The organism is Micromonospora sp. AMSO12t (assembly GCF_008806585.1).
Classification (GTDB): domain Bacteria; phylum Actinomycetota; class Actinomycetes; order Mycobacteriales; family Micromonosporaceae; genus Micromonospora; species Micromonospora reichwaldensis.
In genome coordinates this window covers 20,462-35,379 of the sequence record NZ_WAAS01000048.1, presented here as the reverse complement: position 1 = coordinate 35,379, position 14,918 = coordinate 20,462, and the positions used below count along the sequence as shown (strand labels likewise).

Here is a 14,918-nt window from a genome sequence, read left to right as displayed (position 1 = left end):
GGGGCGGTCGGCCGCCCGGGGGCGGCGGGCACCAGTTCCAGCCGTCCCGCCGTGGTCCACCGCACGGTGGCCCCGGTGTCCCGCATCCGCGCGCCCGGCGTGCCGGCGTACGGGTCGTCGACCTCGCCGGCGCCGCTGACCCACAGCCGCCCCGGGGTGTTCACCGGCACGGGCCGCGCGCGGTCGTCGAGGACGTAGCAGCGGGCCACGGCCGGCAGGTCGTCCTGGCCGACCAGCGCGTCCGGCAGCCGCGCCGGGTTCCAGCCGTCGAGCACGGCCCGCAGCTCCCGGCGGGGCATGGCGGAGAGCTCCCCCACCGGCCGCTCCTGGTCGGAGACGAGCTGGTCGAGCACGGTCAGCATCGAGTCGAGGATCCGCTGGACGGTGGCCCGGTCGAACAGGGCGAGCCGGAAGTCGAGGCTGCCCACCATCCGGTCCTCGCCGACCTGGTTCACGGCCAGCGCCAGGTCGTACTTCGCCGAGGTCCACTCCGGCGGTTCCAGCCGCAGCGCCTCGACCGCGCCGAGCCGGAACCGGTCCGGCACCGCCCGGCCGTACCGGACGCAGACCTGCACCAGCGCGGAGACCGCCGGGTCCCGGCGCGGGCGCAGCTCGCCGACCAGCGTGTCGAAGGGCACCCGGCGCAGCTCCAGCGCGGTCAGCACGCTGCCGCGTACGTCGTGCAGGAACTGGGCCACGGTGGCGTCCCGGTCGACCCGGATCCGCAGCGGCAGCAGGTTGACCAGGCAGCCGATCAGGTCGCGGGTCGACTCGTCGTCGCGTTGCAGGCTCGGCGTGCCGATGAGCAGGTCGTCGCCCGCGCCGTACGCGTTCAGGGTGCGGGCGAACGCGGCGGTGAGCAGGGTGAACGGGCTGGTCCGCGCGGCGGCGGCCGCCGCCACCAGCCGGGCGGCGAGGTCGTCGTCGATCGTGAAGCGCACCGACCCGCCCCGGTGGTCCAGGACCGGCGGTCGGGGCCGGTCCGTCGGCAGGGTGATCACCTGCGGAGCGCCGTCCAGGTAGCGCCGCCACCGGGCGAGCTGGTCGGCCGCGCCCGGCCCGGCGAGTTCGGCCTGCTGGCGGCGGGCCACGTCCGCGTACCGGCACGGCACGTCCGGCAGCCGGAGCGGCTCCCCCCGCGCGTACGAGGGGTAGAGCCGGGCCAGCTCCGCGAAGAAGATCTCCGCCGCCGTCGGGTCGGCGGCGACGTGGTGCACCACCAGCAGCAACGCCGTCCGGCCGGCGGGCAGCTGCACGGTCGCGACCCGGATCGGCCACTCCCGGGCGAGGTCCCACCGGCGGTCGCGGAACCCGGTCACCCGCTCGTCGCCCGCCCAGCCGTCGGCCGGCGCGTCGCTGAGGTCGAGGCGGGCGATCGTGAGCGGCGCCGCCGGGTGGATGCGCTGGACCGGTTCCTCGTCGACCTCGACGATGGTGGTCCGCAGCGCCTCGTGCCGGCGGACGATCTCGTCGACCGCCGCGTGCAGCGCGCCGGCGTCCACCGGCCCGGTCAGCTCGACCGCCGCGTCGAGGTGGTACGCCGCTCCGCTCGTGCCGGCCTGCTCGGCCAGCCAGATCGCCCGTTGCGCCACGGAGAGCGGGGCCGTGACGTCGTCGGCGTCGGGCCGTTCGAGGGTTGCCGCGCGGGGCAGCTCCAGCGTCGGGGCGGCGTCGGCGTCCTGGCGCACCGTCAGCACCGGCGCGACGTCCCGGGGCACGGTCAGCGCGTTGTCCGCGTCCGCCCCGGTGACCGCCAGCCGGATCCGGTCGCCGGCCGTGAACCGGTACGCGATCGGGTGCAGCTCGATCTCCAGGCGGGAGTCGCCGGGAGCGCCGTCGACCTGGCCGCAGCCCTCGGTGACGTACAGGGAGGTGCCGTCGGGGGCGACCGACTCCAGGTAGGCGAAGACGTCCGCCGGGCCGTCGGTGACCCGGGCCGCCAGGCGCAGCACCGGGGCGCCGACCAGCTCGACCGCCTCGGTCAGCGGGTCGGAGGTCCAGCACAGCGCCCGGGTGTCGTTGTCGGTCAGGTCCGGCCGCTGGAAGGGCGAGCCGTAGCCGCTGGCCCACCGGCTGGTCTTGCCGGACGTGGTGGCGTAGTCGACCTCGTACCGCCGGGCCTCGCCGGCCCGGGGTTCCGGTCCCAGCTCGCCGGCCGGGCCGAGGTGCCAGGTGCCGGTCGTCGCCGGCTCCGGCGGCCAGGACCGGGCGGTACGCCACGCGTCGGCGCCCAGCACGTGGTACCGGACGGCCGGGCCGTCCATGATCCCGGTGTCCCGGCCCCGCAGCCAGTGGTCGAACCAGCGCACGTGCTCGTCGGCCAGGTTGTAGCCGGCGCCGCCCAGCACCCCGCCGGTGTGCGGCCACGGGCCGATGACGACCCGGTGCGGCACGGTCAGCCGGCGGGCCCACTCGGTCGCGTCACGCGCCCAGACGTCGTGCCAGCCGCCCAGGTGGTAGACGGCGACCCCGGAGGCGTTGATCGCCTCCAGCAGCGCCGACGGGCTGCGGGTCAGGTACGCCGCCTCGCCGGTGTCGGCCAGCCGCGACTCGCGCCCGGGCAGGCCGGCGAACATCGTCCGGACGTCCCGGTTCGCCACGTGCTGCTCGCGGGCGGCGGTCAGCAGGAGGCCGTCGGGGTCGTCGTCGAGGGGCGCGACGGGGCCACGCAGGTCGAGTTCGCGCACGTCCTCGCCCCAGGCGCGGGCGAAGTCGTCCCGGAACACCCCGCCGTCCCAGGCGAAGCGGTGCAGGTCGAACAGCGCCATCTGCGGGAAGATCGCCGCCAGGTGCGGCGGGGCGGTGCTCGCCGCCAGGTACTGCGAGACCCCGAGGTAGGAGCGGCCGAACATGCCCACCCGGCCGTCGCACCAGGGCTGGGCGGCGATCCACTCGGTGACGTCGTACGTGTCGGTCGCCTCGGCCGTGGAGAACGGGCCGTCGCTGGTGCCGAACGACGCGCCGCTGCCCCGGCTGTCCACCACCACGACGACGTAGCCGCGGGCCAGCAGACGCTGCGCGACCGGGAAGGCCCGCAGCGTCACCTCCCCGGGGGCCACCTCGGCCACGCCGAGGTCGTCGATGTCGGTGAGGTCGACGTCCGCCAGTTCGGCGCGTACCACCGCCAGGAAGTCGTCGCGCCCGGGGCGCGGCGACACCTGGTGGTAGCGGTCGTGGGCCCAGACGGCGGGCGCGGGGTCGCGCTGGCCGACCGGCCGGAAGACGTACGCCGCCAGCCGGGTCCCGTCGCGGGTGGCCACGTACTGCGAACGGCAGGTCCAGGTGGGGCTCATGCCAGGTCGGCCCGTCCGTAGAGTTCCCGCGCCGGCACCCCGACGTCGGCGCAGCGCTGGAAGAACTCCGCCATCTGCTTGAGCTGGTACGACTCGTCGGTGTAGTTCGTCGCCATGACGAACACCAGCCACGGCTCGCGGCCCATCGCGTACACGTACGCCTGCCGGGCCCGCAGCCGCCGCACGATGCCCATCGCCTCGACGGCGTCGGAGCCGTTGAGCTTGCGGCTGCGGCTCATCTTCTGGTCGATGCGGCGGGAGAAGAGCGGACCGTACATCCAGGACAGCGGGGCGCCGTCGCACTCCATGCCGAGGAACGCCATGTCGACGTCGCCGATCATGTCGTGGATGTGGCCGAACAGGGCCGGGTCGACGCAGCGGTTGTCCGCGCCGAAGTAGAGGTTCTTCCCGCCGGTACGCACCGAGTAGGTGACCTTCGCGGCGATGTCGAGGTCGCAGTGCTCGCCGACGAACGGGCACACCACGATCTGCCCGTCGGGCAGCTCGATGGTCTCGCCCGGCTCCACGTCGACCACGTTGGGGAAGCCGAGCGCCTCCAGGCACAGCCGCAGCGACGGGTCCTGCAACGCCCCGGCGGCGGTCTTCGGCACCACCACCGTGCCGATGCGGTGCCGCAGCTTCAGCAGGGAGGCCAGTTCGAGGTGGTCCTGGTGCCCGTGCGTGATCAGCACGTAGTCGATGACGTCGGGCAGGTCGGCGTAGGCGTACCGGTCGCCGTCGCCGAGGGCGTCGGACAGGAACGGGTCGGTCATCACGGTGACCGGGCCGGACTGCACCACCACGCAGGCGTGCCCGAAGTAGCGCACCCGCAGCCCAGGGCCGTCCAGGTTGCGGTCCGGGCTCCCGCCCGGCTCGGCGGAGAACAACCCGCTGAAGGTCGCCAGGTCGGCGTCGGAGACGTCGAACGCCTCCCGCAGCTCGCCGAAGGGCCGGGCCGTGGTCATGGTGGAGAAGAGCAGGTCGATGCGGGGGTCCCGCAGCGGCATGGTGGCCTGCACGTGCCCGTTGCCGGGGAACCGCGGGGTGGTCATCGCGAACGGCCGCTCGTCGCCGGTGGCCAGCGACAGGTCCACCGAGTGGGCGGTCTCGTCGAAGTGCCGCGACCGGTAGAGCATCCGCTCGGCGAGCCGGATCCGGGCGTGGTCGTTGAGGTCGTAGACCAGCTCGACGTAGCCGCGCAGGGCCGGCGGGATCTCGCCGTAGCGGGGCGTCAGGTCGAACCCGTCGGCGAGCTTCTCCAGGTTGACCGTCAGCTCGTCCATCGCCGCCGACAGCTCCGGCATGGGTCCGTCGGCGAGCCGGGCCGCCAGGTCGGACACCCCGTCGAGCTGGTCGTCCTCGAGGTCGACGAACATGCCGCCGCGCAGCTTCGGGTCCCGGGCGGAGCGGCGGTGCAGCGCGGGCGCGTCGAGGAACGAGCGCAGCAGCGGCACGTGCAGCTTGGCGAAGTTCATCGCCGCCGGCACCGGCGACACCAGGTTCAGCCAGGCGTAGTACCGGTGGATGAGCGGTTCCAGCGCCAGGTTGGGGCGGGCGTGCACCAGGTCGTGGCTGGCGAAGGGCTGGTTCATCGCGCTCCCTCGGTGGAGTCCGTACGCAGTCGGTCCCGGACGGTCCGGACGACCTGTGCGAGGTGGTGGAAGTCTTCGTCGTCGGTGGGGGTGTCCAGCACGAAGGTGCGTACGCCGGCCCGGATCATCGCCAGCAGTCGCTCGACGGCGCCGGCGTGGTCGGCCACCAGGTACGGCCCGTCCGCCTGGCCGGAGCGGAACGGCGCGAGCCGGTACGCCGGGTCGACGGTGACGGCGCCGTGGCCGGCCTCCGCCTCGGCGAAGAGCCGCTGCTTCCAGACGGAGTCGGTGTTGGCCATGGTGACCGCGGTGATCTTCGCGCCGTCCGGATCCTCCGGGAAACGGGCCTCGGCGACCCGCTCGGTCTCCTCCGCCGTCGCCCGGGTCAGCAGCCCGAAGTTCAGCGCGCCCGGTGCCCCGTCGGCGTCGGGCCGGGCCGCCGTGAGCATCTGGATGCTGGTGGCGCCCACCCGCTCGGCCACCTGCCGGGCGGCCGGGGACTGCCCCGCGACGAACAGCCGCGGCAGCAGGTGCGCGGGAAGGCCGGGGGTGAGCTGCAACCGGGACACCTGGTAGAACCGCCCGTCGAAGCTGAACGGACGGCGGCTGCCCAGCACCCCCATCATGATCTCGACGTACTCGGCGAGGCGCGCGTACCGGTCGTCGTGGTCCAGCCGGTCGCCGAGCGCGTCCAGGTCGCTCACGGCGGTGCCGGTGATCAGGTTGAGGTCGATCCGCCGCTGGTAGAGCAGGCCGAGCGAGGCGACCATCCGGGCCGCGGCGAACGGGTGCTGGTAGACGGGGTTCACCGCGACCAGCGGGCTGAGCCGGGTGGTGCCGGCCGCCGCGGCGGTCGCCAGGACCCAGGGGTCGAGCACCGCGCCGCTGCCGGTGAAGATGAGCACCCCGTCGAGGTCCGCCGCGTCGGTGCGGCGGATGACGGACATCGCCGTGTCCGCGTACGCGGTCAGGTCCCGGACCCGGGGCACCACGGTGATGAAGCTGACGTCGGGCACGGCCTCACGCTCCCTCTTCGGAGACCGCGGCGAGCGCGGCCCGGATCTCCTGCGCCTCGCGCAGCTTGCCGTCGATCACCTCGGCGAGCGCGGCGACGGTGGGGGTCTGCAGGAACACGCCGAGTTGCAGGTCGACGTGGAAGGCCTGGGCGAGGTCCCGCAGCGTCCGGGCGGCGCTGAGCGAGTCCGCGCCGAGCATCAGCAGCGAGTCGTGCAACCCGATCCGGTCCACCCCGAGCCGGCGGCGCCACACGGCGGCAACCGCCTCCTCCAGGACCGAGCCGGCGGCCGGCTGGGCGTCGGCGGCGGGCTGGGCGTCGGCGGCCGGGGCCGTCGGCGTCGGGCCGGTCACGGGCGCCACGGCCACCGGGTCGACCCAGTGCCGCGTCCGCTGGAACGGGTACGTCGGCAGGCCGACGCGACGCCGCGACGCGCCCTCGTGCAGGGCGGCCCAGTCCACCTCGACGCCCCGGCGCCACAGCTCGCCGAGCGCGCCCAGCAGCCCACGGAGGCTCCCGGCGTCGTCGGTCAGGGCCAGCGTCGACGCCTCGGCCGGGCCGACGGCCAGCGTCAGGTCGGCCTCGGCCGGCGTCCCGGCCGGCGCCGGCGGGTGGCTGCCGGCGCGCAGGGCGCGCCCGGCCTCCGCCACCGTCCAGCGGCCGTCGACGACGGCGGCCGTCACGGCGCCCGGACCCTCGCCGTGGGCGGCGACCGGGGACACGCCGCAGGCGCCCAGCAGCCGGGCGAGCGCGAGCTGCCCGGTGACGGTGGCCGCGTCGGAGCCCGGCCCGCCGGCAGCCGGGTCGACGCCCAGCTCACCGGCCACCCGGTCGACCTCCGCCCGCAGCCGGGGCAGGGCGTCGCACAGCGCGGCCAGGTCGGGGCAGGTGGCGGGGAACGCGTACGCCACCGTGGCGGTCTCCGGCGACGCCTCGCCCGCGCCGACGGCGGACAGCGCGCGGGCCGCCTCCCCGGCGTCGGTCGCCACCACGAAGGCCCGGTGGCGCAACGCGCGACGGCCGACCTGGCTGGTGTAGGCGACGTCGGCGAGGGCCTGCTCCGGGTGACGCCCGAGGTGCTCGGCGAGCCGGTTGGCGGCGGCGGCCAGCGCCTCGCCGCCGGCCGCGGAGACGGCGAGCAGCACGGCCGGCGGGTTCGGCCCCGGCGGCGCGGGCGGCGGCGCCTGTTCGAGGATGACGTGCGCGTTGGTGCCGCCGACGCCGAACGAGCTGACCGCCGCCCGACGCGGCCCGGTGACCTCGGGCCAGTCCCGCAGCATGTCGTTGACGCGGAACGGCCCTCGGTCGAGCGAGGTCTGCGGGTTGGGCTTGCGGAAGTGGATCGACGGCGGCAGCTCACCGTGGTGGACGGCGAGGACCGCCTTGATCAGCGACGTCACGCCGGAGGCGGTGTCGAGGTTGCCGACGTTCGGCTTGACCGAGCCGATCGCCCAACCGGCGCCCGAAGCGCCGGCGGCGCCGTACGCCTCCTCCAGGGCGGACACCTCGATCGAGTCGCCCATCAGGGTGCCGCTGCCGTTGGCCTCGACGTACTGGATGGAGTCCGCCTCGACGTCGGCGACCCGCAGCGCCCGGCGGATCACCCGCACCTGGCCCGACCGGCCGGGCGCCACGAAGCTGACCTTGCCGGCGCCGTCGTTGTTCACCGCCGAGCCCTTGACCAGGGCGTAGATCCGGTCGCCGGCGTCCTCGGCGTCCTCCCGGCGGCGCAGCACCACCACGCCGGCGCCGTCGCCCAGGTGGTAGCCGGCGGCCTCGGCGTCGAAGGCCCGGCAGCGGCCGTCGGGCGAGTTGATGCCGTCGGCCTCGTGCCGGTAGCCGCGGGGCACCGGGTTCTTGACGCTGACCGCGCCCACGATGGCCATGTCGCACTGGTAGTCGAGCAGGCTGCTGATGGCGTGGTGCAGCCCGACCAGGGCCGAGGAGCAGTTGGTCTGCACCGTCATGCTGGGCCCGGTCAGGTCGAGCTTGTACGAGATGCGGGTGGCCAGGTTGTCCTTGTCGCTGGCGACGGCCATGCCCAGCCGGCCGGCGGAGTCGACCAGCTCCTGCTGGGGCAGCAGGTGGTAGAGCAGGTACTGGTTCAGGCCGCAGCCGGCGTACACGGCGATGTCGCCGGGGAAGCGGCGGCTGTCGTAGCCGGCGTCCTCCAGCGCCTCCCAGGCGCACTCCAGCAGGATCCGGTGCTGCGGGTCGATCAGCGTCGCGTCCGTCGGCGAGTAGCCGAAGAACTGGGCGTCGAACCGGTCGGCGCCCTCGATGCCCGACCACACCGGCACGTACGCCGGGTCGGCGCGTTCCTCGGCCGGGACGGCGTCCAGCTCGGCGGCGGTCAGCTCGCGGCCGGCGTCGACGCCGTCGCGGAGCAACTCCCAGAACTCGGCGACGTTCGCCGCGCCCGGAAACCGTCCGCTCATCCCCACGACGGCGATGTCCATCTCGCTGCTCATCGACTTCCCACTTCCTGAATACGCTGGCGCATCAACCGGCGGCGGTTCGCCACCTGCTCGTTGCGGTCGGGCCCCGGGTCGACGGGCGGGTCCGTCGCCGGGCGCGCGGGCTCGCCGAGGTGCTCGGCGAGCTTGCGCACGGTGGTGTGCTCGTACAGGTCGACAAGCGGGAACTGCCGGCCGAGGAGTTCCTGGATCCGGATGTGCACCTGGACCAGGCTCAGCGAGTTGCCGCCGACGTCGAAGAAGTTGTCGTCGAGCCCGACGGCGCCGACGCCGAGGACGTCCAGCCAGATCTCGGTGACCTGGGCCTGGAGCCCGCCGGCCGCCGGGGCGAGCGGCCGGGCCGTGGCGCCCGCGCCCAGCCGGGCCAGCGCCTCGGTGGCCTCGGCCGCGACGGCGCGCCGGCTCACCTTGCCGGTCGCCGTGGTGGGCAGCTCGTCGACCAGGTGCAGCAGCGGCACCATGAACTCCGGCAGCCGCTGCCGCAGGTGGGTGCGCAGGTCGTGCAGCAGGTCCCGCCGCGCGGTGGCGCCCAGCGGGTCGTTGGCCAGCTCCGGCCAGTCGGCGCGCCGGGCCCGCGGCGGGGTCCAGCCGACCGTGTCGTCCGGTCGGGCGGCGGGCCAGAACCGCAGGTCCATCGTGTACGGGTCGCGCGCGGTCGACGGCACCACGGCGGTCCGTCGGCCCAGCGCCTCGCCGATGCTCCAGCAGTCCTCCGGGTCGACCCCGGGCGGCAGCTCGTTCACCGGGCGGGTCACCGGGTCGGCGTCGGCGAGACCGGCCAGCCGGCGTACGGGGCCGGCGACCGTGACGAGCCGCGCGTTCGGCACGTCGCGCACCTCCACCGGCCGGTTGCGGTTGCCGCGCAGCAGGCTCCGCAGCCGGGCGACGTCCAGCCCGTCGCGCGTCCAGTCCAGCCGCACCGGCTCGACCGGCTCGGCGGCGTCGCCGTCGGGGGCGGCGCCCACGTGCAGGACGACGTCGTAGCGGAACGCGCTCAGCTCGTTGGCCTGCCGGCCGCGCTTGAGGTGCAGCTCCACCCCGGTCACTCCGGGCAGCCAGTCCGGCGCGGTGAGGAACAGGTCGGGGGCCAGCACCAGCTCGTCGTCGGCGAGCACCCGGGCGGCGACGCGGCGGCGCAGCTCGGCGACGGTCAGGCCGGCTTCCGGCTCGGCGCCCAGCTCCACCGAGGCGTGGAACACCTCCAGCAGGTCGAGGTCGCGTACGTCGCCGAGGTAGATCCGCCCACCGGGTGAGGCCGCGGTGACCGCCGCGCGCAGCACCCCGCGCAGGTAGTCGTGGTGGGGGAAGTACTGGGTCACCGAGTGCAGCACCACGGTGTCGAAGCTGCCGGCCTCGATGCCGGTGACGTCGTCGGCCTCCCGCAGCAGCAGCGTGACCGTGTCCCGGTCCACCCCCTCGGCGTCGAGCCGCTGTTCGAGCACCTTCAGGCCGGCGGCGGAGAAGTCGGTGCCGACGTACGCCTCGCAGTCCGGCGCCAACGCCAGGGTCAGGTTGCCCGTGCCGCAGCCGAGTTCCAGCAGCCGGCGGGGACGCAGCTCCCGGATCCGCCGGACCGCCTGGTCGATCCACTCGCCCATCTCGACGTCGGTGAACGGCGCGCCCGTGTAGCTGCTGGTCCAGATCGCCTGCTGGGCCTCCTCGGCGGGACCGGCCTCGGTGTACATCCGGTCGTAGAGCAGCCGCCAGTCCGACACCCGGGTGGTGGCCGGCGCCCCGCCCGGGTCGGCTCCGGCCGGCGCGGACGACCCGCTGCGCTGCCGGGGCACGACCGCCGCGACGATCCGCTGCTCGCCGCCGCCCGGCGCCTGGGCGAGCGCGGCCACGGCGGCGGCGACCCCGGGGTGGGCCCGCAGCGTCGCCTCGATCTCGCCCAGCTCGATCCGGAAGCCGCGGACCTTCACCTGGTGGTCGGCCCGGCCCAGGAACTCCAGCCGCCCGTCGTGGCTGAACCGGCCCCGGTCACCGGTGCGGAACAGCCGCCCGCCGTCGCCGTACGGGTCGGGGACGAACCGCGTCGCGGTCAACGCCGGTTGGTCGAGGTAGCCACGGGCCAGGCCGGCCCCGCCGACGTAGACCTCACCGGCGAAGCGGGGCGGCACCGGCCGCATGGCCTCGTCCAGGACGTAGATCCGGGTGTTGCCGACGGGCCGCCCGACGCTGCCGACCCGCTCCGGTCCGGTGACCACGTCCAGGGTCACGTCGGCGGAGATCTCCGACGAGCCGTAGAGGTCGACCAGGACGCAGCCGGGCAGGGCCGCCAGCCACCGCGCGGCCAGGTCGGCGGTGAGCGCCTCCCCGCTGGAGTGGCAGTAGCGCAGCGCCGACAGGCGTCCGCCGACGTCGGCGACGCCGTCGAGGATGGCCCGCAGCAACGACGGTACGGCCACCAGGCGGGTGACCCGGTGCCGGGCGAGCAGGTCGACCAGGCGTACCGGGTCGCGTCCGACGTCCTCGGGCACCACGACGACCGGGGCGCCGGCGAAGAGCGGCAGGAACATCTCGCCGCCGGAGTCGAAGAAGCTCAGCGAGGTCTTGTGGCTGCCCACCTCGTCCGGCCCCACCGGGAAGCGGTCCATGATCCACCGTTGCCGGTTGACGATGCCCCGGTGCAGGCCGAGTACGCCCTGCGGGGTGCCGGTGGAGCCGGAGGTGTAGACGACGTAGGCCACGTCGTCGGGGTGGGCCGTCGGCAGCGGATCGCGGTCGTCCTCGGCCGCGAGGGACTCCTCGGCCGGGTCGACCACCTCGACGTCCGGGAGTCCGACGGCCGCGCCGGGGGCGGCGACGAGCAGCCGGGCCCCGGAGTCGGCGAGCATGAACCGCAGCCGCTCCACCGGGTACGACGGGTCGAGCGGCACGTAGGCGGCGCCGGTCTTGAGGATCGCCAGCACGGCGGTGAGGCTGACCGTGGAGCGGGGCACCAGCAGGCCGACCCGGGTGCCCCGGCCGGCGCCCAGCCCGATCAGCCGGTGGGCCAGCCGGTTCGCCGCCGCGTTGAGCTCGGCGTAGGTGAGCCGGGTGGTGCCGTCGATGGCGGCCGGCGCGTCCGGGGTCCGGCGGGCCTGCTCGGCCACGATCTCCGGCGCGCACCGGTCGGTGTCGTAGTCGGCCGTGGTGTCGTTCCACTCCACCAGCACCTGCCGGTGCCGCTCGGCGCCGAGCAGCGGCAGGGCGCCGACGGGGGTCGCCGGCGCCGCGACGGCCGCGGACAGCAGCGCGGTCAGCGCCTCGGCCAGCACGCCCATGGTGTCGGCGTCGAACAGGTCGGTGCTGTAGTCGAAGGTGCCCAGCAGTTCGCCGTCGTGCTCGCCCAGGTAGAGGGAGAGGTCGTAGTAGGTGGCCCGCTGCCGTACCGGCCGGCTGCGCACCCGCAGCCCGGCCCAGTCACCCAGTGCCCCCTCGTGGTTCAGCACCATCGGCGTGAGGCCGAGCCGGTCGGTGCCGCGCCCGTGCTGGTAGGCGAAGGCCGCGCTGAGCAGCGCGCCGCGGCTGGCGTCGGCGGCCTGCCCGAGCCCCTCGACGATCCGCCCGAACGGCACCTCGGCGCGATCGGAGGCGGCCAGCACCGCGTCGTGGGCCGCCCGGGCCAGGGCGCCGAACTCCGGGTCGGCGGACAGGTCCACCGACACCGGCAGCGGGTTGACCAGGTAGGCGACCAGGTCGGCGAAGCGGCCGCGGACCCGGCCGGCGTGCACGAAGCCGAGCGGGAACGTCGCCTGGCCGGCGTAGCGCGACAGCACCGCCGCGTAGCCGGCGAACAGCACGGCGGTGCGGCTGATCCCTTGCGCGGCGGCGAGCGCGTCGATCCCGGCGCACAGGTCGGCGTCGAGCCGGAACGCGTGGGCGGCGCCCCGGAAGGTGCGCACCGACGGGCGGGGCCGGTCGGTCGGCAGGTCCAACGGCACGAGGTCGGCGACCTGGGCCTGGCACGTCGCGGTCAGCTCCCGGCCGGCCGGGCCGTCCAGGAAGGACCGCTGCCAGGCCACGAACTCGGCCGGGTGGGCGGCGGGTGCGGGCGGCGCCGCGTCGTCCCCGGCGGCGCGCCGGCCGTAGCCGGTCGCCAGGTCCTCGACCAGCACCGCCAACGACCACACGTCCATGACGCTGTGGTGGGTGCACAGCAGCAGCGTGTGGCGGTCCGCCGCGTGCCGGAACAGCACGGCGCGCAGCAGGGGCGGGCCGGCGAAGCCGACCCCGAGTTCCGCCTCGATCTCCTCGTCGAGCCGGCCCGCCGGCCAGCCCGCCGCGTCGCGCACCTCCAGCGTGACCTCGGCGTCGTCGGCCACCCGCTGGGTCACCTCGGCGCCGGCGTCGTCGTAGCGGGTGAGCAGGGCCGGGTGCCGCACGCCGAGGTCGCGCACGGCGCGGGCCAGCGCCGCGGCGTCCAGTTCGCCGTCGACGGTCACCGCGCGGCACAGGTTGAGGTTGGCCGGGTCCTCGGCGAGGGCGCCCTGGAACCAGATCGCCCGCTGGCCGTACGACAGCGGGTAGGGCCCGTCGGCGGCGGCCGGGGTGGCCGGCGGGTCGGCCGGCGCGGGCGCGGACGGCAGCGCGGCGGCCAGTTCGGCCACCGTGCTGTCGCCCAGCAGGTCGGTCAGGGCCGGGCGGACGCCCCACTCCCCCTCGATCAGGTGTTGCAGCTCCACGGCCCGCAGCGAGTCGAACCCGAGCTCCGGCAGGGAACGGTCCGGGTCGATCCGCTCCGGGTCGACGTCGAGCAGCCCGCCGGCCAGGGCGCGCAGTCGCTGCGCCTGCGCCGGCGCGGCGGCCGGGGCGGGGCGCGCCGCCGGGCGCAGGGGGTCGTCCGCGACGATCGTGGCGCTGCCCGCCGCGTACGCCCGCGCGCAGTCGCCGCGACGGGTCTTGCCGCTGGTGGTGACGGGGATGGTGCCGGGCGGTACGGCCAGTACCCGGTGCAGGTCCAGGCCGTGGACGGTCACCACGGCCCGGCGGGCCGCCTCGGCGATGGCCGGTGCCTCGTCCGACGCCCGGTCGGAGCGGGTCTCGTACCACAGGACCACGGCCTCGCCGACGCCGTGGCCGTCGTCGGCGACGTCCACACCGAACGCGGCGATCCGCCCGCCGAGGCGGGGGCAGGCGGCGCGGACGGTCTGCTCGATGTCGTCCGGGTAGTGGTTCTGGCCGCGGATGACCACCGTCTCCTTGATCCGGCCGCGGACGTACAGGTGGCCGTCCTGGCGGAAGCCGAGGTCGCCGGTGCGCAGGTAGGGGCCGTCGTCGGGGTCGCCGCCGAGGGTGGCGTGCAGGGTCCGCGCGGACTCCTCCGGCCGGTTCCAGTACCCGTCGACGACGCTGCCGCCCCGGACCCAGATCTCGCCGGCGGTGCCGTCGGGGACGGGGTGGCCGGTCGGGTCGACGATCCGGACCTCCGCCTCGGGCAGGATCTCGCAGCCGACCACCTCCGTGCCGGGGCGGTGGGCGGCGGGTCCGGCGGGGTCGGGGTCGGCCACCGTGGTCACGACGGGCCGCTGCGCCCGCGCCCGCCCGGCGACCAGCAGCGTCGCCTCGGCCAGTCCGTAGCAGGGCAGGAAGGCCCGCTCGTCGAAACCGTGCGGGGCGAACGCCGCGGCGAAGGCGCGCAGGGTCGCCGCGCGTACGGGCTCGGCGCCGTTGAACGCCACCCGCCAGGAGCTGAGGTCCAGGGCGGCACGGTCGGCCTCGGCGACCTTGCGCACGCACAGGTCGTAGGCGAAGTTGGGCCCGCCGCTGATGGTGGCCCGGTACCGGCTGATCGCCTGGAGCCACCGCACCGGGGTGCGGATGAACGTCGCCGGGTCCATCAGCACCGTCGGCACCCCGAGGTAGACGGGGGTGAGCAGGGTGCCGATCAGCCCCATGTCGTGGTGCGGCGGCAGCCAGGAGGCCATCACCGTCGCGTCGTCGAAGGCGAAGGAGCGGCGGATGGCCCGCAGGTTCTCCAGCAGGTTCGCGTGGCTGACCATCACGCCCTTGGGGGTGCTGGTGGTGCCCGAGGTGTACTGGAGGAACGCCAGCCCGCCCTCGGCCACCGCCGGCTGCCAGCCGGCGGGCGCGGCGTCGAGGGACTCCAGCTCCAGCACCGGCAGCCGGCGACCGGGCATGAGCGTGGTCAGGTCCACGGCGCTCGTGACCGCGCGGGCCGCCAGCACCGCGGTGGCCTGCGCGTCGTCGAGGATCCGCCCGACGACCGGGGCGCTGGCCCGGTTGAGCCGGGCGGCCAGCGGCACCGGCACGGTGCCGGCGTAGAGGCAGCCGAAGAAGCCGGCGAGGAAGTCGACACCCGCCCCGACGAGCATCAGCACCCGGTCACCGGGACGGCAGTGCCCGGCCATGGCCGCGCCGACCCGGCGGGCCCGGGCGTCGAGCGTCGCGTAGTCCACCGTCTCGGCGGAGCCGTCCTCGGCCACCAGGTGCAGGGCGGGGCTGTCGGGCTGGACCCGCGCCTGGTGCGACAGGGCGGCGCCCAGGTTGACGACGTCGGTCGCCTCGTGGATCAGGGCGCCGGTGTGCTCGGTCATCT

5 protein-coding genes are annotated in these 14,918 nt (G+C 75.4%); all 5 read right to left on the bottom strand.

The window, feature by feature from the left end:
• Nucleotides 1-3,293 (bottom strand): CocE/NonD family hydrolase (locus tag F6X68_RS10425; RefSeq protein ID WP_151454073.1); only part of this gene is annotated, 3,293 nt, incomplete at its 3' end.
• The gene (locus F6X68_RS10420) at nt 3,290-4,885 is read right to left on the bottom strand and encodes an MBL fold metallo-hydrolase (protein ID WP_132239868.1); all 1,596 of its coding nucleotides are present in this window, start codon (nt 4,883-4,885) and stop codon (nt 3,290-3,292) included. The genes F6X68_RS10425 and F6X68_RS10420, both read right to left, overlap by 4 nt.
• Nucleotides 4,882-5,901 carry an LLM class flavin-dependent oxidoreductase gene (locus F6X68_RS10415; RefSeq protein ID WP_151454072.1) on the bottom strand — a complete coding sequence of 340 codons (1,020 nt, stop codon included), beginning with the start codon at nt 5,899-5,901 and terminating at the stop codon, nt 4,882-4,884. Before F6X68_RS10415 ends, F6X68_RS10420 begins: the two co-directional genes overlap by 4 nt.
• A gap of 4 nt (nt 5,902-5,905) precedes the next feature.
• Nucleotides 5,906-8,371 (bottom strand): type I polyketide synthase, encoded by a 2,466-nt coding sequence (locus tag F6X68_RS10410; protein WP_151454071.1) that lies wholly within the window; start codon nt 8,369-8,371, stop codon nt 5,906-5,908.
• Nucleotides 8,368-14,916, bottom strand: a complete 6,549-nt coding sequence (locus F6X68_RS10405; protein ID WP_151454070.1) for a non-ribosomal peptide synthetase — start codon at nt 14,914-14,916, stop codon at nt 8,368-8,370. Before F6X68_RS10405 ends, F6X68_RS10410 begins: the two co-directional genes overlap by 4 nt.
• Between the last annotated feature and the right edge of the window lie 2 nt (nt 14,917-14,918).

Excerpts from the sequence above, each read along its gene's own strand:
- F6X68_RS10420 (WP_132239868.1), bottom strand. The coding sequence starts at position 4,885 with ATGAACCAGCCCTTCGCCAGCCACGACCTGGTGCACGCCCGCCCCAAC.
- F6X68_RS10410 (WP_151454071.1), bottom strand. The coding sequence starts at position 8,371 with ATGAGCAGCGAGATGGACATCGCCGTCGTGGGGATGAGCGGACGGTTT.
- F6X68_RS10405 (WP_151454070.1), bottom strand. The coding sequence starts at position 14,916 with ATGACCGAGCACACCGGCGCCCTGATCCACGAGGCGACCGACGTCGTC.